Source organism: Curtobacterium sp. AC272 (assembly GCF_979258155.1).
This window is the reverse complement of the sequence record NZ_OZ409838.1, coordinates 1,051,061-1,077,031: the sequence shown is the minus strand read 5'-3', so window position 1 is coordinate 1,077,031 and position 25,971 is coordinate 1,051,061. Positions and strand designations below refer to the sequence as shown.

Annotated in this window: 21 protein-coding genes and 2 pseudogenes; 13 read left to right on the top strand and 10 right to left on the bottom strand. The window is 72.8% G+C overall.

Features of this window, described 5'->3' with window-relative positions:
• Window positions 1-103 precede the first annotated feature (103 nt).
• Complete coding sequence (locus ACZZ0J_RS05305) at window positions 104-2,941, top strand: glycosyltransferase family 2 protein (RefSeq protein WP_463435290.1); 2,838 nt, start codon at window positions 104-106, stop codon at window positions 2,939-2,941.
• Window positions 2,938-4,340 (top strand): annotated as a pseudogene (locus tag ACZZ0J_RS05300) (DUF5719 family protein). Before ACZZ0J_RS05305 ends, ACZZ0J_RS05300 begins: the two are co-directional and overlap by 4 nt.
• Before the next feature lie 37 nt (window positions 4,341-4,377).
• On the opposite strand, the gene ACZZ0J_RS05295 reads toward ACZZ0J_RS05300, so the two are convergent.
• Complete coding sequence (locus tag ACZZ0J_RS05295; protein ID WP_463435288.1) at window positions 4,378-4,737, bottom strand: metallopeptidase family protein; 360 nt, start codon at window positions 4,735-4,737, stop codon at window positions 4,378-4,380.
• 150 nt (window positions 4,738-4,887) lie between these two features.
• Here ACZZ0J_RS05295 and ACZZ0J_RS05290 point away from each other — a divergent pair, with 150 nt between their 5' ends.
• A complete protein-coding gene (locus ACZZ0J_RS05290) occupies window positions 4,888-5,103 on the top strand; it encodes a DUF3499 family protein (RefSeq protein WP_111085977.1) in 216 nt (71 codons plus the stop codon).
• Window positions 5,104-5,207: 104 nt separating this feature from the next.
• Window positions 5,208-6,686 carry an adenosylhomocysteinase gene (gene ahcY, locus ACZZ0J_RS05285; protein WP_463435285.1) on the top strand — a complete coding sequence of 493 codons (1,479 nt, stop codon included), beginning with the start codon at window positions 5,208-5,210 and terminating at the stop codon, window positions 6,684-6,686.
• Window positions 6,687-6,702: 16 nt separating this feature from the next.
• Here the strand turns inward: ahcY and ACZZ0J_RS05280 are convergent, their stop codons facing one another.
• Window positions 6,703-7,572 (bottom strand): RDD family protein, encoded by an 870-nt coding sequence (locus ACZZ0J_RS05280; protein ID WP_463435283.1) that lies wholly within the window; start codon window positions 7,570-7,572, stop codon window positions 6,703-6,705.
• 42 nt (window positions 7,573-7,614) lie between these two features.
• On the opposite strand from ACZZ0J_RS05280, the gene ACZZ0J_RS05275 reads away from it, so the two are divergent.
• Window positions 7,615-8,613 (top strand): stage II sporulation protein M, encoded by a 999-nt coding sequence (locus tag ACZZ0J_RS05275; protein ID WP_131845594.1) that lies wholly within the window; start codon window positions 7,615-7,617, stop codon window positions 8,611-8,613.
• A 13-nt stretch (window positions 8,614-8,626) separates the two neighbouring features.
• On the opposite strand, the gene ACZZ0J_RS05270 is transcribed toward ACZZ0J_RS05275, so the two are convergent.
• From ACZZ0J_RS05270 to ACZZ0J_RS05245, 6 genes and pseudogenes are all read right to left on the bottom strand, one after another.
• Complete coding sequence (locus ACZZ0J_RS05270; RefSeq protein WP_463435279.1) at window positions 8,627-9,979, bottom strand: DUF58 domain-containing protein; 1,353 nt, start codon at window positions 9,977-9,979, stop codon at window positions 8,627-8,629.
• On the bottom strand, window positions 9,979-11,007 hold the full coding sequence (locus ACZZ0J_RS05265) for an AAA family ATPase (protein WP_235036026.1): 1,029 nt from the start codon (window positions 11,005-11,007) through the stop codon (window positions 9,979-9,981). The genes ACZZ0J_RS05270 and ACZZ0J_RS05265 overlap by 1 nt, the downstream gene beginning before the upstream one ends.
• Window positions 11,008-11,596: 589 nt before the next feature.
• Window positions 11,597-12,226 (bottom strand): annotated as a pseudogene (locus ACZZ0J_RS05260) (DUF4350 domain-containing protein); the annotation flags it as partial.
• A complete protein-coding gene (locus ACZZ0J_RS05255) occupies window positions 12,223-12,585 on the bottom strand; it encodes a DUF4129 domain-containing protein (protein WP_463435276.1) in 363 nt (120 codons plus the stop codon). The gene ACZZ0J_RS05255 and the pseudogene ACZZ0J_RS05260, both read right to left, overlap by 4 nt.
• Window positions 12,586-12,682: 97 nt before the next feature.
• The gene (locus ACZZ0J_RS05250) at window positions 12,683-12,862 is read right to left on the bottom strand and encodes a hypothetical protein (protein WP_463435274.1); all 180 of its coding nucleotides are present in this window, start codon (window positions 12,860-12,862) and stop codon (window positions 12,683-12,685) included.
• Entirely contained in the window at window positions 12,859-14,253 is a 1,395-nt protein-coding gene (locus ACZZ0J_RS05245; protein WP_463435272.1) for a glycerophosphoryl diester phosphodiesterase membrane domain-containing protein, read from the bottom strand. Before ACZZ0J_RS05245 ends, ACZZ0J_RS05250 begins: the two co-directional genes overlap by 4 nt.
• Before the next feature lie 151 nt (window positions 14,254-14,404).
• Here ACZZ0J_RS05245 and mtrA point away from each other — a divergent pair, with 151 nt between their 5' ends.
• From mtrA to secA, 7 genes are all read left to right on the top strand, one after another.
• On the top strand, window positions 14,405-15,079 hold the full coding sequence (gene mtrA / locus ACZZ0J_RS05240) for an MtrAB system response regulator MtrA (RefSeq protein WP_123292246.1): 675 nt from the start codon (window positions 14,405-14,407) through the stop codon (window positions 15,077-15,079).
• A 5-nt stretch (window positions 15,080-15,084) separates the two neighbouring features.
• Window positions 15,085-16,782, top strand: a complete 1,698-nt coding sequence (gene mtrB / locus ACZZ0J_RS05235; RefSeq protein WP_463435270.1) for an MtrAB system histidine kinase MtrB — start codon at window positions 15,085-15,087, stop codon at window positions 16,780-16,782.
• Window positions 16,782-17,222, top strand: coding sequence for a hypothetical protein (locus ACZZ0J_RS05230; RefSeq protein WP_463435268.1), 441 nt, complete (start codon window positions 16,782-16,784; stop codon window positions 17,220-17,222). Before mtrB ends, ACZZ0J_RS05230 begins: the two co-directional genes overlap by 1 nt.
• A 71-nt stretch (window positions 17,223-17,293) precedes the next feature.
• On the top strand, window positions 17,294-18,475 hold the full coding sequence (locus ACZZ0J_RS05225) for a GerMN domain-containing protein (RefSeq protein ID WP_463435266.1): 1,182 nt from the start codon (window positions 17,294-17,296) through the stop codon (window positions 18,473-18,475).
• A 100-nt stretch (window positions 18,476-18,575) separates the two neighbouring features.
• Entirely contained in the window at window positions 18,576-19,319 is a 744-nt protein-coding gene (locus ACZZ0J_RS05220) for a ComF family protein (protein ID WP_463435264.1), read from the top strand.
• Between the two features lie 160 nt (window positions 19,320-19,479).
• Window positions 19,480-20,181 carry a ribosome hibernation-promoting factor, HPF/YfiA family gene (gene hpf / locus ACZZ0J_RS05215; protein ID WP_463435262.1) on the top strand — a complete coding sequence of 234 codons (702 nt, stop codon included), beginning with the start codon at window positions 19,480-19,482 and terminating at the stop codon, window positions 20,179-20,181.
• 168 nt (window positions 20,182-20,349) lie between these two features.
• Window positions 20,350-23,133 (top strand): preprotein translocase subunit SecA, encoded by a 2,784-nt coding sequence (gene secA, locus ACZZ0J_RS05210; protein WP_194646295.1) that lies wholly within the window; start codon window positions 20,350-20,352, stop codon window positions 23,131-23,133.
• A 150-nt stretch (window positions 23,134-23,283) separates the two neighbouring features.
• Here secA and ACZZ0J_RS05205 read toward each other — a convergent pair whose 3' ends face one another.
• Window positions 23,284-23,724 carry an Rv3235 family protein gene (locus ACZZ0J_RS05205; RefSeq protein ID WP_194646294.1) on the bottom strand — a complete coding sequence of 147 codons (441 nt, stop codon included), beginning with the start codon at window positions 23,722-23,724 and terminating at the stop codon, window positions 23,284-23,286.
• A 118-nt stretch (window positions 23,725-23,842) separates the two neighbouring features.
• On the opposite strand from ACZZ0J_RS05205, the gene ACZZ0J_RS05200 reads away from it, so the two are divergent.
• A complete protein-coding gene (locus ACZZ0J_RS05200; RefSeq protein WP_111085963.1) occupies window positions 23,843-25,342 on the top strand; it encodes a sensor histidine kinase in 1,500 nt (499 codons plus the stop codon).
• A 373-nt stretch (window positions 25,343-25,715) separates the two neighbouring features.
• Here ACZZ0J_RS05200 and ACZZ0J_RS05195 read toward each other — a convergent pair whose 3' ends face one another.
• Window positions 25,716-25,964: a WhiB family transcriptional regulator gene (locus ACZZ0J_RS05195; RefSeq protein ID WP_017888820.1), complete on the bottom strand. Its 249-nt coding sequence runs from the start codon at window positions 25,962-25,964 to the stop codon at window positions 25,716-25,718.
• Window positions 25,965-25,971: the final 7 nt, after the last annotated feature.

Genomic DNA, 25,971 nt, shown 5'->3' with positions numbered 1-25,971 from the left:
ATCGCCTCCGACGCGCACCGCGCGTTGATGGCCTCCACAGGTTCACGGCGCGCCGCCGTCCGCAGCGGACGCCGTGCCTCCAGACCGTAGAGTGACGCCCGTCATGCAGCCCAGAGTCACCGCGATCCTCGTCGCCGCCAACGGAGCGGCCCACCTCGACCGGACCCTGGACGCACTCGCGGCCCAGACCCGCCACCCGGAGAACCTGGTGGTCGTCGACGTCGGGTCGACCGACGGCTCCACCGCGGGCCTGTCCTTCGGCGGGTCCGCCGAGCTCCTGCGCCTGCCGGCCGGACGCCCCTTCGGCGAGGCCGTCGCGCGCGGGGAGCGCGAGGCTCCGCCCGCCGTCGCGGACGAGCCCGTCGACGAGTGGCTGTGGCTGCTCGGACACGACAACGCACCGTCGCCGACCGCGCTCGCCGACCTGCTCTCCGCCGTCGAGATCGCGCCGTCCGTCGTCGTCGCGGGTCCGAAGCTCGTCGCCGACGACGACCCTTCGCTCATCCGCGCGTTCGGCGAGAGCATGACGCGCTTCGGTCGCTCCATCGGCCTCGTGCAGGACGAGCTCGACCAGGGCCAGCACGACCGGCACACCGACGTGCTCGGCGTCGCCGCTGGCGGCATGCTCGTGCGCCGCTCGGTGTGGACCGAGCTCGCCGGCTTCGACCCGGCGCTGCCCGACGTCGACGCCGCCCTCGACTTCTGCGTCCGGGTCCGCCTGGCCGGGCACCGCGTGGCCGTGGTCCCCGAGGCGAAGGTCACCACCGCCGGTCCGGTCGAGGAGTTCGGCCGCAAGCGCGTCTCCGAGGCCCGCCGTGTCCGCATGCACCGGCAGGCGCAGCTGCACCGCCGGATGACCTACACGCCGGGTGGACTGCTCTGGCTGCACTGGCTCACCCTCGTCCCCTTCGCGGTCGGCCGGGCGATCGGCCACCTCGTCGCCAAGCACCCGGCGGCCGTCGTCCCCGAGCTCGCCGCGGCGTTCGCGGTGGCGTTCGGCGGTGGCACCGGTCGGGCGCGTCGGAACCTCGCCCGCACGAAGAAGCTCGGCTGGGCCGCCGTCGAACCGCTCCGGGTCAGCTGGCGTCGGGTGCACGAGCACCGGACCACCTCGCGGGACGTGGAACTCGCCCGGGTCGAGGACGCACCGATCGCACGGGCGTCGTTCCTCGGCGACGGCGGGATCTGGGTCGTGCTGGCCGCGGCGGTCCTGAGTGTCGTGACGCTCTACCCCCTGCTCGGCTCGCCGGCGCTGACCGGCGGCGGCCTGCTGCCCCTCAGCACGAGCGTCGGGCAGCTCTGGCAGAACGTCGGGTACGGCTGGCACTCGCTCGGCACCGGGTTCACCGGACCCTCCGATCCGTTCGCCGCCGTGCTGGCGGTCCTCGGTTCGATCGTGTTCTGGTCGCCGTCGACGTCCGTCGTGCTCGTGATGCTCGTCGCCTTCCCCGTGTCCGCGCTCGGCGCGTGGTTCGCCGTCCGCAAGGTGACCACCCGCAAGTGGGTGCCGGTGATCGGGGCCGCGCTGTACGCCATCGCGCCCTCGCTCGTCGGCGCGGTCACGACGGGTCACCTCGGTGCCGTCATCGCGCACCTGGTGCTGCCGTGGCTGTTCGTCGCCGTGCTCGAGGCACACCGCTCGTGGGCGTGGGCGTCCGGCGCCTCGCTGCTGTTCGCGGTCGCGGCGGCCTCGGCACCGTCGTTGCTGCCGGTCCTGCTGGTCGGGTGGCTCGTCGCGCTCGTCGTCGGGTGGCGCCGTGCACACCGTCGGGCCTTCATCCCGGTGCCCACCGCGGTGCTCTTCCTGCCGCTCGTCCTCGCCCAGGTCGCCCGCGGCAACGTCCTCGCCGTCTTCGCCGATCCCGGCGTCCCCTCGGCCACCCGGGCGCCGTCCGCGCTGCAGCTGGCCATCGGACAGCCGCTGCCGGACTGGAGCGGGTGGCTGCCCGCAACGTCCGGGCTCGCCGCCGTCGGCACGTGGCTGCCGATCGTGATGGCCGTCTTGGCCGTGCCGATCGCCGCCGCCGCGATCGGCGCGGTGCTCGGACACCGCTGGGCCGTCGCCGGCTCGGCGCTCGTCGTCGCACTGCTCGGCTTCGGCACGGCGTTCGCCGCCACCCACGTGACCGTCACCGGTGTCGGGTCGACCACCACCATCGTGTGGCCGGGCAGCGGCCTGTCGGTGTACTGGCTCGCGATCGTCGTGGCTGCCTGCATCGGGATCGACGTGCTGCCGAAGGCCGCACCGGTCACCGGGCTCGTCGCGACGGTGCTCGCCGGTGTGGCGGTGGCCCCCGCGTTCGCCGCGTTCTACCTCGGCAACGCCGCCATCCAGCCGACCACCGGCCGGGTGCTCAGCGCGTACGTGAACGCCGAGGCCCAGGCGAACCCCGACGTCGGCACGCTGGTCGTGGTGCCGCAGGACGACGGGTCGCTCGCGGTCGCGCTCGAACGCGGACAGGGCGCCACCCTCGACGACCAGTCGACCCTCGACGCCACCGCCCTGCGGTTGAGCGAGTCCGGCGCCCGCCTGACGACGCTCGCCGGCAACCTGGCGAGCCGCAGCGGCTACGACCCACGGCCGGCGCTGCAGGGACTCGGCATCAGCTTCGTCCTGCTCGACGACGCCGGCGACGATCCCGAGGCGCAGACCGTGCACGACCGGGCCGCGGGCGCGATCGGGCAGAACGCCCTCTTCACGAGCATCGGTGAGACCACGAACGGCCAGCTGTTCCACTACGAGGGCGACGTCGACCGGACCACCACCGGGTCCGCCGCGGCCCGCGCCACGCACGTCCTGTACCTGGTCGTGCTCGGTGTGGTGTTCGGGGCGGCCGCGTTGCTCGCCGTGCCGACGGCCCCGCGCCGCCGCCGCGCCACCTCGAACGTCATCGAGGCCGAGGAACCCGCGACCACCTTCGACGAGGAGCGCGACGAATGAGCACCACCACCCGTTCGGTCCGACGCTGGGTCGTCCGCGGCACCGCGACCGCGATCGCCGTCGTCGTCGCTGCCGGCGCCGTCACGGCTGCGCACGCGTACGGCACCGCGGCCGAACCGGGTCGCCCGGCCGGCCGGACCGTCACCCCGGTGCCGGCCGACGCCGAACGCGTCTGCGCCGGCAGCGCGCTGCGGCTGTCCGACGACTCCGGCAACGACGCCACCCAGGCGAGCACCGTCGGGTCGGCCACCGTGGCCACGGCGACGACCGGGTCGACCGTGGAACGGTCCTCACTCGACCCGTCGTCCACCGGCGGCAGCGACCCGCGCCTGCTCACCGCCCCCGCGGGCGACACCACACCGCAGGTCGCCGGCAGCAGCTACCAGAGCGTCTCCAGCGGCGACCTGGTCGGCGCCGGTGCGGCGTCCTGCGACGACCCCTCGCAGTCGACCTGGCTCGTCGGCGGCTCGACCGAGACCGGGCGCACCAGCCTCGTCACCCTGTCGAACCCGACCGACGTGAACGCGACCGTCGACCTGGCGATCTACGACGGCACCGGCACGGTCAGCGCCCCCGGCACGACCGGCATCGTCGTCGCCCCGAACACCCAGAAGGTCGTCCCGTTGTCCGGCTTCGTGTCCGACCAGGGATCGACCGTCGTGCACGTCTCGTCCTCCGGCGGGCAGATCGTGGCCCACATGCAGGAGACCGTCGTGCGCACGCTGACCCCCGGCGGTTACGACATCGTCTCCGGCGGCGCCGCCCCTCACGGTCGCAGGTCATCCCCGGCGTCGTGCTCGCCGGCGCGCAGGAGGCGCAGCGCGGTGACGACACCGCGGACGCCGCCCCCGTCGTCCGGCTGTTCGTCCCCGGTACCCGGTCGGCACGCGTCACGCTCGGCATCAGCACGGCGGACGGCGGCGGCACGACCGTGAACGCCACTGCCGAGCCCGGGGTCGTGACCGACGTCGCGCTCGACGACTTCCCGGACGGCCGGTACTCGTTCACCGTCACGTCGACGCAACCGGTCGTCACCGGTGCCCGGACGACCTCGCCGACGGCCGACGGCAACAGCGACCTCGGCTGGTTCGCCTCGGCCGAGCCCCTGGGCGACCAGGTCATCACCGCGGTGGCACCGGGGGAAGGCGTCCGCCTGAACCTCGTCAACACCACGCGCGAGGACCGTTCGGTCACGATCCGCTCCGGCGACGAGGAGACCACGCTCCAGCTGCTGTCCGGCGTCACCGCGACCCTGCCGGTGCAGACGGCGAAGCAGCTCTCGATCTCCGGGGCCGAGGGCATCGTGGCGGGTGTGACCTACCGCGGGGACGACGGCATCGCCGGGTTCCCGATCCGACCGTCCACCCAGGTGTCCACGCCGGTGCGCGTCTACCCCTGACGACGAGGACGGTGCGCCGCCGCCCGGCGCCGCGTCGTCACCAGTGGCGGTAGCGGTCCGGGGCGAGGTCCCACGGGTCCTTGCCGATCAGCTCGCCGACGGCCCGGAACACGGCCGTCTCGATGATGATCCGCCGGTCCGCGTCGTCCTTCTCGGGGCTGCGGTTCACCCGCTCGACGGGGATCCGGAACACGGTGACCCTGCGGGTGTCGCGGTCGATCCGCCACCGGGGCATCGCGTCGGGCAGGGTGGCATCGGTCGGCATGTCGGCCACCTGGAACACCACGCCCGACAGTTCCTCGGGCCACAGCCCGATCAGGTAGTGGGCGCTGTCGCCGACGATGCGGTCGAAGGCCTCGGCGCGGGTCGTGATCGGCGCGAGTTCGGGACCAGTCACGCTCGACCGCCCGCCGCGTCCGTGCCGGGACCGGCCTCGACCGCGGTCGACGGGAGTGACGAGGCGGGGCTTGCGACGCATCCCCACATCGTACGCGCGCACCGGGTGCTCCCGGGTGCTCCCGGGCGCTCCGCTAGGCTCCATGTCGACATGGACGTGAGGATCTGCAGCAAGGTCGCGTGCGCCGCGAGCGCTTCGGCGACCCTGACCTACGACTACGGAGACTCCATGGTCGTCGTCGGGCCGCTCTCCACGCGGGTCGAACCGCACGGCTACGACCTCTGCGCCCGGCACGCCGCCGGCCTGCGCGTCCCGCGCGGCTGGCAGGTGGTGCGGCGCGAGCCGCTGCAGCGCGAGACCGACTGACGGCTCGCGTCCGCGACGCACCAGCGGCGGTGCACGGGAGGCCCGTGGAACGTGACCGACGTCGGCTGGGGACCCGCGCCTCCCGGCATGGAAGACTGATGGGCATGCCCACCGAAGCCCAGACCGCAGCACCGTACCGCGTCGCCGACCTCTCGCTCGCCGAGGCGGGCCGTCACCAGATCCGCCTCGCCGAGAACGAGATGCCGGGCCTGATGGCCCTGCGCGAGGAGTTCGGGGCGTCGCAGCCGCTGGCCGGCGCGCGCATCGCCGGGTCGCTGCACATGACGGTGCAGACGGCCGTCCTGATCGAGACGCTCGTCGCCCTCGGTGCGCAGGTGCGGTGGGCGAGCTGCAACATCTTCTCCACGCAGGACGAAGCCGCCGCGGCGATCGCGGTCGGCCCGACCGGCACACCGGACGCACCAGCCGGCGTCCCCGTGTTCGCGTGGAAGGGCGAGACGCTCGAGGAGTACTGGTGGTGCACCAGCCGCATCTTCGACTGGACCGCCGAGGCCGCTGCCGCCGGAGCCGACTGGGCCGGTCCGAACCTGATCCTCGACGACGGCGGCGACGCCACGATGCTCGTGCACACCGGTGCCGACGCCGAAGCCGCCGGTGCGGCACCGGTCGCCGGCGCCGACGCGAGTGCCGAGTGGAAGATCGTGCTCGACACCGTCGCGGCGTCGCTCGAGACGTCGTCCGACCGCTGGACCCGCATCGCCGCGGACATCGAGGGCGTCACCGAGGAGACCACCACAGGCGTGCACCGCCTGTACGAGCTGTCGCGCACCGGACACCTGCGGTTCCCCGCGATCAACGTGAACGACTCCGTGACGAAGTCGAAGTTCGACAACAAGTACGGCATCCGCCACTCCCTGCCCGACGGCCTGAACCGTGCGACCGACGTCCTGATGGGCGGCAAGGTCGCGTTCGTGGTCGGGTACGGCGACGTCGGCAAGGGGGCGGCCGAGGCGCTGCGTGGCCAGGGCGCCCGCGTCATCGTGAGCGAGGTCGACCCGATCTGCGCGCTGCAGGCCGCGATGGACGGCTACCAGGTGGCACGTCTCGCCGACGTCATCGAGACTGTCGACATGGTCATCACGTGCACGGGCAACCTCGGCGTCGTGGGCGTCGACGAGATGCTCGGGCTGAAGCACCTGGCGATCGTCGCCAACGTCGGCCACTTCGACAACGAGATCGACATGGCCGGGCTCGAGTCCCTGCCCGGTGTCGAGAAGGTCGAGATCAAGCCGCAGGTGCACGAGTGGCGTCTGCCGACCGGCCGCTCGATCCTGGTGCTGTCCGAGGGGCGGCTGATGAACCTCGGCAACGCCACCGGGCACCCGTCGTTCGTGATGAGCAACTCGTTCACGAACCAGGTCCTGGCGCAGATCGAGCTGCACACCCGTCGTGACGAGTACCCGACGGGGGTCTACGTGCTGCCGAAGCACCTGGACGAGAAGGTCGCGCGCCTGCACCTCGGTGCCCTCGGGGTGGAGTTGACGACGCTGCGCCCGGAGCAGGCGGCGTACATCGGCGTGCCGGTCGAGGGCCCCTTCAAGCCCGAGCACTACCGGTACTGAGCCGGGGCGCGCCGCGCTAGCGCGGGAAGCCCGGGGGCCGCGCCGACGCCGACGCACCCGCTGCGGTGAGCAACCCGACACGGGAGCGCAGCGCCTGCACGTCCCGCCCACGGCGCAGCACGACGACCCCGGCGAGGAACACCTCGGCGGGCACCGGCGGCACCGGGTGGGCGAAGGGTGCGACGTCCGCGGCCAGCGCGCGGGCGGCGGACTCCCGGAGTTCGGGGCGCATCACGGCGGCCCCGCGGAAGAACGCGCCGAGCCGGTTCTCGAGTCGCTGCGGCAGCGCCGAGACGTCCGCGACCGTGGCCCAGGCCGTCAGCTCGGGTGGCAGGACGACCTGCGGGTCGCGCTGCTTCGGCAGCCGCTCGTGCTGCACCACGGTGCCGGCGAGCAGGTCCCCGAGGCGTCGCGGACGACTGCCGAACAAGGCCACGAGCAGTGCCACCGACCCGAACGTCATCCACAGCTCGAACAGCCCGACGAGTGCGCGGGTGAACGCGTGCCGGAATCCGATCGCACCGCCGTCGACCCGGACGACCCGCGTGCCGACGGCGTACCGGCCGACGCTGCGGCCCCGGGTCACCGTCTCGACGGCGGCCGGCACGAGCACGAGCACGGCGACGAACAGGGCGAGGCTCAGCGCGGCACCCCACGCCTCGTCGAGGCCGCTCGGCCACAGCCGGGACACCCCGAACACGAGCAGCAGGTACAGGACGAGCAGGCACACCCCGTCGAGGAGCGCCGACGCCAACCGCAGGACGAGTCCGGCGGGCTGCACGTCGAGCGCGACCGCCTCGCCGACCACGAGCTCGTCGGCGGTCTCGTCCAGGGCGAGCGAGAACCGGGCGTCGGCGAGGTCGCGCGGCGTGCGGGGCTTCGACATGGGATCATTCTGTCGGAAGTCGGCCGACACGAGGGGGAACACGTGGACCTGGACGCCTACGCCGAGGTGCACCGCGACCGGTGGCAGGAGCTCGACCGCCTCGCGCGCGCCCGGCACACCACCGGTGCCGACGTCGACCAGCTCGTCTCCGGCTACCAGGCCGCCGCGACGGACCTCGCTCGCATCCGCGGCGCCGCACCCCGCACCGCGACCGGCGACCGGCTGTCCCTCACGCTGTACCGCGCCCGCCTGCGCTTCACCGGCACCCCGGTCGACCCGCTCACCGCGGTCGCCCTGTTCTTCACCCGGCAGCTGCCCGCGGCGCTGTACCGGATCCGCTGGGTGACGATCTGGGTGGCGCTGGCCACCGTCGCGATCGGCGCGATCGTGGCCGTCTGGATCACGACGACACCGGGGGCGACGGCGACCTTCGGCACGCCGGAGGCGCTCCGCCAGTACGCCACGCAGGACTTCGTCGACTACTACTCCGACCACGGCCTCGGCGCGTTCACGGCCCAGGTGTGGACGAACAACGCCTACATCGCGGCCACCATGGTCGCGTTCGGCATCACGGGCGTCTTCGTGCCGTTCTCGATCATGCAGAACGCCGTCGGGCTCGGGGTCTCCGCGGCGATCATGCACTCGCAGGGACGCCTGGGCGACTTCTTCCTCTACATCGCCCCGCACGGCCAGCTCGAGCTGTACTCGGTGTTCCTCGCCGGCGGGGCGGGCCTGATGATCTTCTGGTCGTGGGTCGCTCCGGGGCCGCACCGGACCCGTGCGCAGGCCCTCGCCGAGGACGGCCGTGCCCTCATCACGATCGCGGTCGGTCTGACGCTGACGCTGCTGCTGTCCGGGCTGGTCGAGGGCATCGTCACCCGTCAGGACTGGCCGTGGCCGGTCAAGATCGGCATCGGGACGATCGCGCTCGCCGCGGTCCTGGCGTACCAGTGGGTGCTCGGCGGTCGCGCGTACCGGGCCGGGGAGCGCGGCGACCTCGACGAGTTCGAGCGCGGCACGTCCGCCCTGGTCGCCGGGTAGCGTCCGTCCGGTTTCAGAGCCGACCGGTCGCCTTCGCGCGCAGGTAGGCGTCGGCCACGAGCGGTGGGACGTCCGCCGGTGCGCCACGGACGACCTCGGCGCCGCTCCGGCGTGCGACGTCGGCGACGCCGTCGGCATCGAGCAGGGTGCGTTCGGCGGCGGCCCGCCGGTACACGTCGCGCTCCGCGCCGGTGGGGAGGCCCGGCACGCGTCCGCCCCGCGCCGTGCGGATCGTCGTGGCCGGGTCCACCCCGCCGCGTGCGGTCCGCTGCACCGCCGGGTCCTCGATGCTCGTCACCACGACGGCGTGCCGCCGGGTGAGCCGGGGCAGCACCGCCAGCAGGTCACCGGAGGCACCGACCGAGTCGAGGCTCGACGCCAGCACGACGAGCGCCCGTGAGGTCGTGATCGAGTCGACGAGCGCCGGCACGGCGGACCAGTCGGTGGCGGCGAGCCCGGGTTCCGCCATCGCGAGGGCCTCGCCGAAGCGCTGGACCACGTCGGTGCGGGTCGCCCCGTGCACACGGTCGTGGACGGTGTCGTCGAGGACCGCCAGGTCGACCCGGTCGCCGGCGGCCGCGGCCAGGGCACCGAGGAGCAGTGCGGACTCGATGAAGGTGTCGAGGCGCGGTTCGTCGGCCACCCGTCCGGCCCCGGCGCGCCCGGCGTCGACGACGACCACGACCCGCCGGTCGCGCTCCGGGCGCCAGGTGCGGACCACGAGGTCCTGTCGTCGGGCGGTCGCTCGCCAGTCGATCGAGCGGACGTCGTCGCCCCGGACGTAGTCGCGCAGCGAGTCGAACTCGGTGCCGTGGCCGCGGAGCTGCAAGGTGGTCTCACCGTCGAGTTCGCGCAACCGGGCCAGCCGTGACGGCAGGTGCCGTCGCGAGCGGAACGGCGGGGTGACGACGAGTTCGCCCGGCGCCGTGACGACCCGCTGGCGGGCGGCGAGACCGAGCGGACCGAACGCTCGGATCGCGACGCCGGCCGTGCGGCGTCGACCGCGGCGGAACGGGGTGAACCGCATGCGGGCGGTCCGTCGTTCGCCCGCGGGCACCGTCATCCGGATCCGGCGCGGGCGGTGTCCGGCCGAGGGCTCCCACATGTCGCGGACGATGCCCCGGAGCACCCGCCCGCCGTCGTTCGCGAGCACGAGCGTGCCGTCGGCGGTGCTGTCCCGACGGGCCAGTCGCGGCATCCGCCGTTCGACCCGCACGCGTGCCAGGTCGGCGGCGAGCAGGACGTCGAGGGCCGCGGCGAGCAGCACGACGACGACCCACGCCAGGCCGGCCCACCCGCTGGCGAGCAGCACGGTGGGCACGACGGCGACGGCGAGGAGCGCGACGAACCGGCCGGAGACCGCCACTAGATCGGCACCCGCACCTGCTCGAGCACCTGCTGGAGCACCCCGTCGGCGCCGACGCCCTCGAGCTCGGCGTCGGCGGCCACCCGGAGCCGGTGGCGCCAGACCGGCAGGGCCATCGCCTGCACGTGGTCGGGTGTGATGGCGTCGTAGCCGGTGAGCCACGCCCACGCCTTCGCAGCGGCGAGCAGCGCCGTCGCACCGCGCGGGCTGACCCCGACCCGGACGGACGGAGCCTGACGGGTGGCACGGGCGAGGTCGACGATGTACGCCAGCACGTCGTCACGCGCACCGACGGCCCGGACGGCGCGCTGCGCGGCGAGGACCTCGTCGACGCCGACCACGGGGGTGATGCCCGCCGACCGGACGTCCCGCGGCACGAAGCCGTCGGCGTGCCGGCGGAGGACCTGCCACTCGACGTCGCGCGGCGGGATGTCGAGCGTCAGCTTCACCAGGAAGCGGTCGAGCTGCGCCTCGGGGAGCGTGTACGTGCCCTCGAACTCGATCGGGTTCATGGTCGCGGCGACGAAGAACGGGTCGGGCAGCAGCCGGGCGTCGCCGTCGACACTGACCTGGCGTTCCTCCATCGCCTCGAGCAGGGCGGACTGGGTCTTCGGGGGTGTGCGGTTCACCTCGTCGGCGAGCAGCACGTTGGTGAAGACGGGGCCCTCGCGGAACGGGAACGTGCCGGTGGAGGCGTCGTACACGAGGGAACCGGTCACGTCGCCGGGCATCAGGTCCGGCGTGAACTGGATCCGCTTCGTGTCGAGGGACATCGCGGCGGCCAGGCTGCGGACGAGCAGGGTCTTGGCGACGCCGGGCACGCCCTCGAGCAGCACGTGCCCCTGCGCCAGGAGTCCGACGATCATGCCGGACACCGCGCCCTCCTGTCCGACGACGGCCTTGGCGACCTCGGCCCGGACCCGCCCGAAGGCGTCGCGGAGCCCGGGGTCGTGCTGGTTCCGGTCGTGCGGGGCGCGGTGACCCGGTGCGGGGTCGTGCTGGTCGGGGGCAGCTGGCAGGTCGGTCACGGTCGTGCTCCTGGTCGGTCGTGGTCGGTGCTGGGACGGTCGCCCGAGGTGGATCGTCGGACGGCCCGTTCGAGGTCGTCGAGTGCCCTCGTGCCGTCGACGAGCGCGCGGTCGTCACGGGTCGGACCGCCGACGAGGACGGCGCCGACGCGGTCGTGCGGGATGCCGGTGGCGCGGGCCGCTGCGCGGACGACGTCGTCGACGTGCGCGGACCGGGGAGTCCGAGCATCCGACCGATCCGGCGCACCGCGGCGACGCGGAGGGTGTCGAGGGCGTGGGTGCGGTCGTGGGTGCGGGCGTACATGCGGGCCCGGCCCTCGGTGGTCTCGGCGGCGCGGACCACGACGGGCATCCGTTCGACGACGAGCGGCCCGAGACGTCGGCCCCGCCACACCGCGGCGGCGACGGCCACCAGGGCGAGCAGCGCGATGCCGCTCGGCACCCACGGCGGTGCGAGCTCGCCGAGGGTCGGGGCGGCGTCGGGGGCGCCGACGGTCGGCGTGTACCAGGTGAGGCGGTCGTCCGAGCCGAGCAGGCCGAGGGCGAGCGCGGCGTTCCCGGCGGTCGTGATCGTGTCGTTGCGGAACGCCGACGTGGTGCCGACGAGGGTGACGTCGCCGCCGGGCGTCGCCGCGCGGACGAGTCCCCAGGCTCGGTCGTCGCCGCTGCCGGACGGCGCGCAGCGGTCCGCGTCGGGGTCGTCCACCGTGTAGCCGTACCCGTCGGTGGACACCCGCGCGGCCGACGCCGCGGCCGGGATCGCACAGGACGCGGTGGACACGGTGTCGCCGCCCTCGGGCGCGGTGGCCGTCGTGACGTCGAGGCCGAACGACGCGAACGGCGTGGAGTCGACGCCCACCAGGACCACGTGCTCGGCGGTGCGGGCGATGCGCTCGGCGACGCCTGGGTCGAGGACGCCGTCGGAGTCGTCGACGAACACCGTGCCACCGTCGATCCCGTCGGCACGGTCGGTCACCCGGACGGAGGTGCCGCGCTGCTCCAGGACCCGGACCAGCGCGGCCGACCCGCTCGCGGTGGTCGAGGCGGGGTCGAGCGGCCGGCGGTCCGGGCGCTCGGCGCCCTGCACCACGGCGGTGAGTACGGCGAGCACGATCCCGACGAGCACGATGGCGATCCAGAAGCCGAACCGGAACCGTCGGCTCTCGCGCTGCTCCGGTCGTGGTGCGGTCGCGCGCGGCACGTCGGTGGCGGTGCTCATGCGGGCACCACGGGCCCCGCGGACCTGGCCGGACGGGCCTGGCGCACGGCCCGCTCGGTGTCGAGGACCCGGCGAGCAGTGGCCTCGTCGGCGTCGAGCCCGAGGTAGCGGACGGCGTCGAAGGCCGTCGCCGCGTCGTCGAGCGCCGGGGCCTCGGCGGGGAAGGGCACGGCTGCGCGGGCGGCGATGGTGCGTGCGGTGGCCCCGGGGACGTCGGGGACCAGGTCGCGCTCGCCGAGGCCGCGGGCGGTCGCACGGAATCCGTCGAGGACCGCCGCCGACCAGTCGCCCCGGCGGATCGCGGACTGTGCGGCCTCGAGCAGTTCGCGGGCGGACCGGAGGTCGTCGTCGTCGAACACCCCGCCGGCGTCGTCCGCGTCGCTGCGTGCACGACGTCGGGGAGCCCGCGGGCCACGACGACGAGCACGACGACGGCGACGAGCACCACGATCGCGATCACCAGGGCCGTGCGTGCCGCGACGGGGAGTCGAGCCCGTCGGCGCGGAGGGACCCGAGCCAGTCCAGGAACGTCCGTGACGCGCGGTCCCACCACGTCACGTGGGCGCCGTCGTACGCGGGCCGGTCGAGTTCGCGTTCGAGCAGGCGGCGGGCCTCGTCGGGGTCGACCGCGGTCATGCGGTCCCGTCCGGCGGGCGGTGCTGCCCCTGCTGCGGCGGGTGTTGCGGCCACGGTTGCTGCTGTCCGGGCCAGGGCTGCTGCGCCTGCTGCTGTCCGGGCCACGCCTGCGGGGGCTGCCCGGGCCACTGCGGCGGCTGCTGCGCCCACGGCTGCTGCTGCCCGGCCCACGGCTGCTGCGGCCACGGCGGTCGGGCGACCGGCGCGGACGGCGCGAACGGGTCGGCCGGCTGCCCGGTGTCGAGGTGCGACGCGATGCGCTGGTCGAGGGCCTCGGTCCGGATCCGCCGGTCGATGGTCAGGAAGGTGACGACCGCCGCGCTCAGCACGTCGGTGACGCACTGCACCGCGATCGCGAGCAGGCTGCCGATGACGATCAGGACGAGGGCGCCCGCACCGATGCCCGAGGACGCGTCGGTCTGCCCGAGCGGGTCGAACACGCCGCCGACGAGCACGGCCCCGATGGTGAGCGGCGCCGTGGCGATCGACGCCGCGACGCCGAACATCACCTGCACGAGCAGCAGGATGCCGAAGGTCCGCCAGAACGCACCTCGGGTGAGCCGCCACGACTGCGCGGCGGCGGCGAAGACCGGTCGGCCCTCGAGCGCGATGGTCGGCACCGTGAAGGCGAAGCGGATGCCGAGCCACGTCAGCACGACGCCGAAGCCGAGCACCATCACGAAGACCGCCAGGACGAACCACCCGGCGCCGGCGTCCCCGGCACCGAGCGCCGCGAAGAGCCCGACGAACACCACGGCGACGATGATCCCGACGACGAGCCCCGCGCCGATCTGCACGAACATCCACCCGACGACCGGCCACCGCCGCCCGGCGAGCAACGCCCAGAGGCCCCGGAAGGTCGCGCGACGGCCGAGCACCCGCTGGCCGGTGTCCGCGGCGACGGGTGCCACCAGGAAGCCGCGACCGAGGTACGCCAGGAACGGCAGGCCGATCGTCAGCAGGATCCACAGCGTCACCGAGCCCGCGACGATCGTGTCACCACCACCGCTGCCGTCGAACGCGGTCATCATCCGCGACTGCAGCGCCTGCTGGCCGAACGTGCTGACGAGGGTGGAGAGCAGCCCGAGCACGCCGCTGAGCAGCACGCTCCAGAGCAGCAGGACGCGGGCGTTGCGGCGGAAGACCGTGAAGGCGCCGCCGAGCACGTCACCGAACCCGAGCGGGCGCAGGGGGATCACCGGACGCGAGCCGGACGGCGGACGACCGCCGGGGGGTCGACCCGGCCCCGGGGCGGGCGGCGGCGGCGCGGAGAACCGGGGCGGGCCTCCCGGCTGTCCCTGCCACGCGCCCTGCTGCCCGGCGCCCTGCTGCCCGGCGCCCTGCTGCCCGGCCCCCTGCTGACCACCGCCAGGCGTCTGCCAATCGGACATGACCTCGGCCCCCTTCGTCGTGTCGGTCCGCGCTGCGACGCGCGGTCCACCTCCATCCTGGCGGAAAACGCCGCGTGACGGGGCCTCGGCTATCGTGTGGGGACACGTGCCGACCCGGCACCACCCGCACGCCACACGGAGTCCACATCACATGACACCGCGCATCCTCGTCGTCGACGACGACCAGGCCCTCGCCGAGATGATCGGCATCGTCCTCCGCTCGGAGGGCTACGAACCCGAGTTCAGCGCCGACGGCAACGACGCCGTCGACGCGTTCCACAGCACGAAGCCGGACCTCGTCCTGCTCGACGTGATGCTCCCGGGCATCGACGGCATCGAGGTCTGCAAGCGCATCCGTGCCGAGAGCGGCACGCCGATCATCATGCTCACCGCCAAGAGCGACACCGCCGACGTCGTCCTCGGGCTCGAGAACGGGGCCGACGACTACGTCGTCAAGCCGTTCAACCCGAAGGAGCTCGTCGCCCGCATCCGCACGCGGCTGCGGCCGAGCGCCACCGACGCCACCGTCCTGCACGTCGGGGACGTGACGGTCGACGTCGCCGGGCACGAGGTCCGCCGCGGTGACACCGTCATCGCGCTCACCCCGCTCGAGTTCGACCTGCTCCGGGCGCTCGCCGAGAAGCCGAACCAGGTCTTCACCCGCGAGATGCTGCTCGAGCAGGTCTGGGGCTACCACTACAAGGCCGACACCCGCCTGGTGAACGTGCACGTCCAGCGCCTGCGCGCGAAGATCGAGCACGACCCGGACAACCCGAAGACCGTCACCACGGTCCGCGGTGTCGGGTACCGGGCCGGAGGAGCCTGACCGCCGTGCCGCCCGCCCCGCCCGCCGGCACCGCTCCCGGCACGGCCACCGTGTCGATCGGGGTGGTCGGCCGCGGCCGACGACGGATGCGCCGCTGGGTCCGTCGCGGCTGGCGGCCCGTCGCCTACGTGTGGCGTCGGTCACTGATGTTCCGCTCGGTCGCCATCACCGTGATGACGACCGGACTGGCGGTCGGGATCATCGGCACCGCCGTGATGGTGAGCATCTCGACGAACGTCTACTCGCAGCGCCGCGACCAGATCGAGTCGGAGTCTGCCCGCGCGACCATCGTCGCGCAGGGGATCTTCGACGCCGCCACCGCGGCCGAGGACAACAACCAGTCGGAGCTCGAGACGCTGCAGAACGAGGCGCAACAGGCGATCCTGTCGAACACGACGAGCCCCGGCGGCACGAGCATCGCGATCGAGCGGAGCCCGGACCAGTCCACCCCGCAGACCCTGCAGACCATCGCGAGCCAGGACTTCCCGGATGCCGTCATCACGGACGCCCTGCGCAAGGAGGTCGGTGCGAACACCGGCAAGCTCAGCCTGCAGCCGGTGCGGCTCGACGACGACGGCCGCCGCGTGCCCGGGCTGGCCGTCGGCTCGACGCTGCAGATCCCGAGCGCCGGCCAGTACGAGCTGTACCTCGTCTACGACCTGTCCGATGCCCAGCAGACCCTCGACTTCGTGTCGCAGACGCTCTCGATCGGCGGCGTCGCGCTCATGGTGCTCATCGCCCTGGTGACGTCGCTCGTGGTCCGGTTGGTCGTCGTCCCGATCCGCGAGGCGGCCGAGACGAGCCGCAAGATCGCCGCCGGACGCCTCGACGAACGCATCCCGGTGCGCGGACAGGACGACCTGGCGACCCTCGCGCGGAGCTTCAACGGCATGGCTGAAGCGGTCAGCCGGCAGATCACCCAGCTCGCCGAGCTCTCCCGCGTGCAGCAGCGCTTCGTGTCCGACGTGTCCCACGAGCTGCGCACGCCGCTCACCACCATCCGGCTCGCCGGCGACATGCTCTTCGACTCGCGGCACGCGTTCGAGCCCTCGGTCGGGCGCTCGGCCGAGCTCCTGCACGCCCAGGTGGAGCGGTTCGAGCTGCTGCTCGCCGACCTGCTCGAGATCTCCCGCTACGACGCGCAGGCCGTGCAGCTCGACACCGAGCCGTCGGTGCCGGCGGCGCTCGCCGCGGACATCGTCGAGGAGTTCCGCCCGCTGGCCGAGCGCGCCGGCATCGACCTGCAGCTCGCCACACCCGGCGGGCACACCACGATGCGGCTCGACGCCAAGCGCGTCCGCCGCATCCTGCGCAACCTGGTCGGCAACGCCATCGAGCACGGTGACGCCAAGCCCGTGCAGGTCGTCGTCGACAGCGACGCCCGCACGGTGGCGATCGCGGTGCGCGACCAGGGCGTCGGCATGCCGCCGGAGGACGCAGCACGGGTGTTCGACCGGTTCTGGCGTGCCGACCCGAGCCGCAAGCGCACCATCGGCGGCACCGGCCTGGGCCTTGCGATCAGCCTGGGCGACGCGAAGCTGCACGGTGGTCGGATCGACGTGTGGTCGCGCCCCGGTCAGGGGTCGACCTTCGTGCTCACCCTGCCCCGCAACGAACAGGTCACCGCCGCGACGTCGGCGATCCCGCTGCCCGAGCTCGACGAGTCGTACGACGGCCCCCGCGCCGTGCGAGAGGAGTCCTGATGCGCCCCCGCCTCCGCCCCCGCTTCCGGCACGTCGTCGCCGCGGCACTGGCGGCCGTCAGCGTACTGGCGCTCACTGCCTGCGCCGCGATCCCCGTCGACGGCGCCGTCCGCACCGGGCAGACGATCAAGGACGAGTCGCTGTCCGGCGTCGACTTCCGGCCGGACAAGCCGATCACCGGCTCCGACCAGACGGCGATCCTGCGCGGGTTCATCGCGGCGGCCACCGGTGCGCAGGACAACTACGCCATCGCCCGGCAGTTCCTCGCATCGGACTTCTCGCAGCAGTGGAACCCGCGGCGGGGCGTCACGATCCGCGACGGCAGCGGCACCGTCGAGCGCGCCGACGACCGCGAGCTGACGTACACGCTCACCGCGAGCGCGACGGTGGACTCCGAGGGGAGTACACCCAGGCGGTCCGCCCGACCTCGTCCACGCTGACGTTCCAGTTCACCCGCGAGGACGGCGAGTGGCGCATCGCCTACGCCCCTGACGGCATCATCCTGTCCCCGGTGAGCTTCGACTCCGTCTTCCAGCAGCACGCCCTGTACTTCTACGACCCGACGTTCCGGTTCCTCGTGCCCGACGAGCGCTGGTTCCTCGCCCGCTCGTCCACCAGCACCCGCATCGCGAGCGCGCTGATGGCCGGTCCCGCCGACTGGCTGAAGGGCGCCGTGGTCTCGTCGTTCCCCGAGGGCACCCAGCTCTCCCTGAACGCGGTCACCATCGACAGCGGCACAGCACTCGTCGACCTGTCCAGCGACGCTCTGCGCGCCAGCACCGTCGACCGCGTCCGGATGCGCGAGCAGCTGAGCAAGTCGCTCGCCTCGGTCGCCACCATCTCGTCGGTGTCGATGACCATCGAGGGCGCGAGCCTGTCCGTCCCGGACTCGAGCGGGGCGAACGCGCAGCAGAACCCGGACGTCGACCCCCGCCCCCTCGTCGACGAGGACGGTGTGGTCGGCTACGCGGCCTCGGGCACCGGCAAGGTCTCGAAGCTCGGCGGCGGCGTCGGCGACACCGTGGCCGGCCTCGACCCGACCTCGATCTCGCTGTCCGCCTCCGGCACCACGGCCGCCGTCGGCAACCGCGACGGTGCCGTCGTCGTCCGCGGCGACGACCACCTGCGCGTCGACGCCCGCGAGGACCTCGTCGCCCCCGCGATCGACGACCTCGGGTTCGTCTGGGTCGGCCAGTCCTCGGACACCCGCCGGATCACCGCCTACGGCCTCGGCGGCGACCCGCACCAGGTCGCGACGTCGTTGCCGCGTGGCGACCTCGTGTCGTTCCAGGTGTCCCGCGACTCGACCCGGGCACTCGCCCTGATCCAGACCGCCGACGGTCCCGGCCTGTACGTGATGGCGATCATCCGCGGGTCCGACCGCTCCCCGACGTCGTTCGGCGCAGCCGTCCGCGTGCAGGCGGCCACCGGCGACGCCGTCGGGGCGACGTGGGTGAGCGACACCGACGTGGCGTCGGTCGGGCAGACCACGGCCGGGCCGAACGTCGTCCGGACCACCATCGGCGGGCAGTCGAGCACCCTGCCGAAGCCCGACGGCCGGGCGACCTCGATCAGCGGCGGGAGCGGTGGTGCGCTGCTCCTCCGGATGTCGAGCGGGTCGGTGTTGCAGTCGACCGGCGGCGGTTGGGACACCACCGGCGTGACCGCGGACGTGCTCGGCGTCCAGCGCTGACGCCGCGGTCACCCCTCCACTCCCACCCCGGCCGGGAGGCCCGTCCACCGTCCGCACCGTCGGCCCACGACCGCCGTTCGGTCGCCACCACACTCGTCGCATGCGTATCGAGGACCCGCTCACCGAGGACCCGCCCACCGAGGACCCGCTCACCGAGGACCCGCTCACCGAGGACCGGTCCACGGTGGACCCGCTCACGCCGTGGCGTGACGCGGCGCTCGCGGTGCTCGGCCTGTTCCTGCCGGTGGAGTGCCTGGGCTGCGGACGCCCGGACCGTGCGCTCTGCCGGGCCTGCCGCGCCGCCCTGGCCGCGCGCCCGCGCCGGGTCCGGCTCGTCGCGGGCGTGCGGCTCGACGCCGCCTTCGAGTACGAGGGACTCGTGCGGACCCTGCTGCTCGAGCTGAAGCTCCGCGGTCGGGTGGACGTCGCACGGCCGCTCGGCGCCCGGTTCGGCTCGCTCGTGCGTGCCGCGCTCGCCGAGGCTCCGGTCGGTGCGGTCGTGCTGCGGATCCCACCGTCACGGGCGGGGGCACGGCGTCGGGGCTTCGACCCCGTGCTGCTGCTGCTCGCCCGCGGCGGCGTCCGTGGCACCGGGAGGCTCCGACGGGCGCGGGTCCGGGGTGGACCGGCGAGCGGGGGACCGGGCCAGAAGGAACGGACGGCGATCGAGCGGGTCGCCGCGACCGTCGGCACGCTGCGGGCGCGCGGGGTCGACGGGCGGGACGTGGTGCTCGTGGACGACGTCGTGACGACCGGCGTCACGATGGCCGAGGGCGTGCGGGCGGTCCGCGCTGCGGGCGGGCGGGTCGTCCGGTGCGTGGCCGTCGCGAGCGTCGAGGACTGACGGCTCGGTGAACACCGGGTGACCGCTGTGCGTCCGGTGGGTGTCCGGCGGACTCGCCGACGCACCGTGACGCGGGACCTGCGGCGGGTCTAGCCTCGCGGCAAGGCGTTCGGGTTCGCCGGATGGAGGCGACGCGCCGAAGCTCGATGGGAGCCGCGACATGGACGTGACGATCACAGGCCGGAACGTCGGGGTCACCGACCGATTCCGCACCTACGTCGAACAGAAGTCCGAGAAGATCGACGTGCTCGCTGACCGTGCGCTCGCCTTCGAGGTGCGCATCAGCCGCCACCACGAGAAGTCGGGCGGCAGCCAGGGCGAGGACCGCATCGAGCTGACGCTCATCGGTCCCGGGCCCCTCGTGCGGGCGGAGTCCGCGGCGTCCGACAAGTACGCCGCCTTCGACCTCGCCTTCGCCCGCATCATGGAACGGCTGCGTCGTGCTCGTGACCGGCGCAAGGTGCACCGCGGTCGTCACCGCCCGACCTCGGTGGCCGAGGCCGCCGGCAGTGGCTTCGACGGCATGGGGGTGGTCCCCGCTGACGGCCGCCTCATCGAGGACGTCGTCACCGGCGCGGTCCCGGTCGTCGACGCCGACGCACCGGAGGACGAGGACGACGAGGTCTACAGCCCCGTGGTCATCCGGCACAAGGTCTTCGAGGCCGCCCCGATGACCGTCGACGACGCCCTGTACTTCATGGAGCTCGTCGGACACGACTTCTACCTGTTCGTGGACGCCGAGACCCACCGCCCGAGCGTCGTCTACCGACGCAAGGGCTGGGACTACGGCGTGATCGGCATCGACGACCAGACCGGTGCCACGGCTTCGGTTGACGCCGAGCCGGCCGCAGCGCTCGCCTGACGCGATCGTTCCGGACACCGTCCGACCCGTGGTGCGCGGTCCGTTCGCGGGCCGCGCACACCGCTGCCCCACACCGGCGCCCCTCACAGCGCACGGCACCGGGGGTTGCTAGCATGACTGGTCGATCGGGCGCGCAGGTCGCGCACGACGACCCCGTAAGGAGCTCACGTGGCAAACGTGCTGGAGAAGGTCCTCCGCATCGGCGAAGGACGCACCGTCCGCCGGCTGAAGGCGTACGCCTCGGCGATCAACGACCTCGAGGACGACTTCTCGAGCCTCACCGACGAGGAACTCCAGGACGAGACGAAGGAACTGCGCGAGCGGTACGCCAACGGCGAGACCCTCGACGACCTGCTCCCCGAGGCGTTCGCCGCCGTGCGGGAAGCGGCGAAGCGCACCCTCGGCATGCGGCACTTCGACGTGCAGCTCATGGGCGGGGCGGCCCTGCACCTCGGCAACATCGCCGAGATGAAGACCGGTGAGGGCAAGACCCTCGTCGCGACCACGGCGGCGTACCTCAACGCGATCCCGTCGCGCGGCGTGCACGTCATCACGGTCAACGACTACCTGGCGTCGTACCAGTCCGAGATCATGGGTCGCGTCTTCCGCGCCCTCGGCATGACGACCGGCTGCATCATCGCCAACCAGACGCCGGCGGAGCGCCGCGAGCAGTACGCCGCGGACATCACGTACGGCACGAACAACGAGTTCGGCTTCGACTACCTGCGCGACAACATGGCGTGGCAGGCCTCCGACATGGTGCAGCGCGGCCACTTCTTCGCCGTCGTCGACGAGGTCGACTCGATCCTCATCGACGAAGCGCGCACGCCGCTCATCATCTCCGGCCCGTCCTCGGGCGAGGCCAACCGGTGGTTCACGGAGTTCGCCTCCATCGCCAAGCGCCTGACCCCGGGTGAGGACTACGAGGTCGACGAGAAGAAGCGCACCGTCGGCGTGCTCGAGCCCGGCATCGAGAAGGTCGAGGACTACCTCGGCATCGACAACCTGTACGAGTCGGCGAACACCCCGCTCATCTCGTTCCTCAACAACTCCATCAAGGCCGTCGCCCTGTTCAAGCGCGACAAGGACTACGTCGTGATGAACGGCGAGGTGCTCATCGTCGACGAGCACACCGGCCGCATCCTGATGGGCCGTCGCTACAACGAGGGCATCCACCAGGCGATTGAGGCGAAGGAGAACGTCGAGGTCAAGGCGGAGAACCAGACCCTCGCCACGGTCACGCTGCAGAACTACTTCCGGCTGTACCAGAAGCTCTCCGGCATGACCGGTACCGCCGAGACCGAAGCGGCCGAGTTCATGTCGACCTACAAGCTCGGCGTGGTCCCGATCCCGACGAACAAGCCGATGCAGCGCATCGACCAGACCGACCTGGTCTACAAGAACGAGAAGTCGAAGTTCGAGCAGGTCGCCGAGGACATCGCCGAGCGCCACGAGCAGGGCCAGCCCGTCCTCGTCGGCACCACGAGCGTCGAGAAGTCCGAGTACCTGTCGAAGCTCCTCGCCAAGAAGGGCGTGAAGCACGAGGTCCTCAACGCGAAGAACCACGCACGTGAAGCCGCGATCGTCGCCCAGGCCGGTCGCCTCGGCGCCGTCACCGTCGCGACGAACATGGCCGGCCGAGGCACCGACATCATGCTCGGTGGCAACTCCGAGTTCCTCGCGGTGCAGGAGATGCACGCCAAGGGGCTGTCGCCGACCGAGACCCCCGACGAGTACGAGGCCGAGTGGGACGAGGTCTTCGCCCGCGTCAAGGCCGAGGTCGAGGTCGAGGGCGACAAGGTCCGCGAGGCCGGTGGGCTCTACGTCCTCGGCACCGAGCGCCACGAGTCGCGCCGCATCGACAACCAGCTGCGCGGTCGTTCCGGCCGTCAGGGTGACCCGGGCGAGAGCCGCTTCTACCTGTCGCTCACCGACGACCTCATGCGCCTGTTCAACTCCGGTGCCGCCGAGAGCCTCATGGGCCGCTCGAACGTGCCGGACGACCTGGCGATCGAGAACAAGCTCGTCGGCCGTGCGATCCGTTCCGCCCAGGCACAGGTCGAGGGCCGGAACGCCGAGATCCGCAAGAACGTCCTGAAGTACGACGACGTCCTGAACCGGCAGCGCGAGGCGATCTACAGCGACCGCCGCCACATCCTCGAGGGCGACGACCTGCACGACCGCGCGCAGTCGTTCCTCAAGGCCGTCATCGACGACGTGATCGACACCCACACCGGCGAGGGGTCGCCGGACGACTGGGACCTCGACGCCATGTGGACCGAGCTCGGCACGCTCTACCCGATCTCGATCTCCATCGACGAGGTCATCACCGAGGCCGGCTCGAAGGGCAAGGCCTCGCGTGACTTCCTCGGCCGTGAGATCCTCTCCGACGCCAAGCTGGCGTACTCCACGCGTGAGGAGCTCCTCGGCGACGAGGCGATGCGCGAGCTCGAGCGTCGTGTCGTCCTGTCGGTGATCGACCGCCGCTGGCGCGACCACCTGTACGAGATGGACTACCTCAAGGACGGCATCGGCCTCCGCGCGATGGCGCAGCGTGACCCGCTCGTCGAGTACCAGCGCGAGGGCTACGCGCTGTTCCAGACGATGATGGGCCAGATCCGCGAGGAGTCGGTCGGCTACCTGTTCAACCTCGAGGTCCAGGTGCAGTCCGACGGCGAGAACGCCGTCATCGAGGCCAAGGGTCTCGGCGAGGACGAGGTCTCCGGCCTCGAGTACTCGGCACCGTCGATCGACGGCGAGGTCGAGGTGCGCGACGAGAAGGGCCGCCTCGAGCAGGCCGCCACAGCGCGTGCGCAGCAGGCCCAGGCCGAGGCCGAGGCGGCTGCCGAGCCCGAGCAGGGCTCCGCGTTCGGCAACGCGGCCACGGCTTCCGGCCAGGCCGCCGCGGCCGGCAACCGCGCCGAGCGTCGTCAGGCGTCGAAGAAGAACTAGCGTCCGGCGCGAGAGCGCATCGTGAGCAGAAATGGTCGGGTCCCGCGTCGGGACCAGACCATTTCTGCTCACCAAGCGCACCACGCGCGCCGACGGCGGACGGGAGGCCCGTGGCGACACCGCCACGGGCCTCCCGTCCGCGCCGCACGGCTACAGGACGCCGATCGCGGTCGCCCGCCACCTGCCGTCCCGCGTCTCCAACCGCATCGCCACGGCGCGTGCATGACTGCGCGTGTGCACGACGACCGTGGCCTCGGCGACGCCGTCCGCCGGCCGGCAGACGAGCACGCTGCCGACCCGCAGCACCGCTCGGCTCCGCGACCGTCGGCGCACCGAGCGGGCGTGCGCGGCCACGGCTGCACGGTGCTGCAGGTGTCGGTGCACGTCGTCGGTGATCCAGCGGGCGATGCTGTCGACCTCGCGGGCCCCGGTCAGGACCTCGGCGACGCACAGTCCCAGGGCGCGTGCGGTGTCCGCTGGGTCCGGTGGACCGCTCGCTGGTTCCTCGACCGGCTCTGGTTCGACGATCGTGAGCGGCGGCGAGTGCGCCGTCGTCGTCGTGTGGTCGATCCGGCGTGCCTGCTCCGCCACCCCTGCCCCTTCCGTTGCTGGTGCGAGCGTATGGGGCGTGCAACATGAGAAATACGAAGCTGTTGGACCTGTGGAGAGGACGACGTTCTCCACAAGTCGGCGCACCTAGACTGGCGGGGTGTCGACCCTCAGTGACCTCGTCCTCGCGCAAGGCCGTTCCTCCGAAGCCGACGTGGAGTGGCTCCACCTGCTCGTGGGGGACTGGCAGCTCCTCGCCGACCTGTCCTTCGCCGACATGGTCCTGTGGGTGCCGACTGCCGAGGACGGCTCGTTCGTCGCCGTGGCGCACGCCCGACCGAGCTCCGCGGCCACGCTGTTCTACCGTGACATCGTCGGCCAGGAGATCCGCGAGGAGTGGCGCGGTCAGGTGACCGAGAGCTTCGCCGGCGCCCGCGTCGTCGACTCGGCCGAGCCCGACTGGTACGAGGACACCCCCACCCGGGTCCGCGCGATCCCGGTCCTCCGGCGCCTCAGTGCCAAGAGCGCGGAGACCACCGAGCGGCCGATCGCCGTCGTCACGCGGCACTCCAACCAGGACGAGATGCGGACGCCGAGCCGCCAGGAACTGAACTTCACCGCGAGTGCGAACGACCTGTTCGGCATGATCGCGACGGGCGACTTCCCGGACCTCGGCGCCCCGGCCGGTCCGCGTCGCGGCGCACCGCGCGCCAGTGACGGCCTGCTGCGCCTCGACACCGCCGGCATCGTGACGTTCGCCAGCCCGAACGGCCTGAGCGCCTTCAACCGGATGGGCTTCGAGGGGGAACTCGAACGGAAGTCCCTCGCCGAGGTCACCACCGAGCTCATCGGCGCGCAGCTCGACGTCGACGAGTCACTGCCCCTCGTCGTCACCGGTCGCGCTCCGTGGCGGGCCGACATCGAGTCGAAGGGCGTGACGGTGTCGCTGCGGTCGATCCCGCTCCGCGACCACGGCGACCGCATCGGTGCGATCGTGCTCTGCCGCGACGTGTCCGAGCTCCGGCACCAGGAGCGCGAGCTCATCACCAAGGACGCGACGATCCGCGAGATCCACCACCGCGTCAAGAACAACCTGCAGACGGTGGCGTCGTTGCTGCGCATCCAGGCCCGCCGGACGCACTCCGACGAGGCACGCACGTCGCTGCAGAACGCGATGCGCCGCGTGGCAGCCATCGCCGTCGTGCACGACACACTGTCGAGCGGCCTGAGCCAGACGGTCGACTTCGACGACGTCTTCGACTCGGTGCTCAAGCTCGTCACCGAGGTCGCCGCGTCGCACAACACCACCGTGCACCCGAAGAAGACCGGCGAGTTCGGGGTGCTGCCGTCCGAGGCTGCCACGCCGCTCGCACTCGGGCTCACCGAGCTCGTCACCAACGCCGTCGAGCACGGGCTGGACGGCCGCGACGGTGAGGTCGAGATCGTCGCCCGCCGGTTCGACGACCACCTGGAGATCGAGGTCCGTGACAACGGCGTGGGCCTGCCCGAGGGGAAGGTCGGCTCGGGTCTCGGCACCCAGATCGTCCGCACGCTCATCCAGGGCGAGCTGGGCGGCACGATCGACTGGCACACCCTGACCGGCAGCGGCACCGAGGTGACGATCACCATCCCGTTCCGCTGGCTGACCGCTCCCGCCTAGCCCCTGCGCTGCGCCGCGCCGCGCCCGCGGGAGTGGCGCGTCGGGTTCGCGCCCGCTCACGGGCATCGCGCCCCGGCTCTTCGGGGCGCAATGCCCCTGCGGGGGCGCACGGGCGCCCCGCTTCGGCGGGGCACCCGCCTCCGCGCCCGCTCGTGAGGTTCCGAGATCTGCGCATCCCGGCGGGCGATCGCGCGTGTTGTGGAACCTCGACGGTCGGCGCGCGGCATGTTGTGGAACCCCGAGGACCAGCGCACGGCGTGCCGCCCCGCCCCGCCCCGGGCCCCCGCGCGCCACGCGCACGACGACGCCCGCCGCCCCCGAAGGGACGACGGGCGTCGGTGCGTCGGTGTGTCAGTGCGCCGAGCGGACCCGGTCAGGAAGCGCGGCGGGCGCGGGCGGCGCGACGCTTCAGCGCACGACGCTCGTCCTCGCTGAGGCCACCCCAGACACCGGAGTCCTGGTTGTTCTCGAGGGCGTACTGCAGGCACATCTCGGTGACCGTGCAGCGCGCACAGACCGACTTGGCCTTCTCGATCTGATCGACGGCGGGCCCGGTGTTCCCGACGGGGAAGAAGAGCTCGGGGTCCGCGGTGAGGCAAGCTGCCTTGTCACGCCAGTCCATGTGTGGT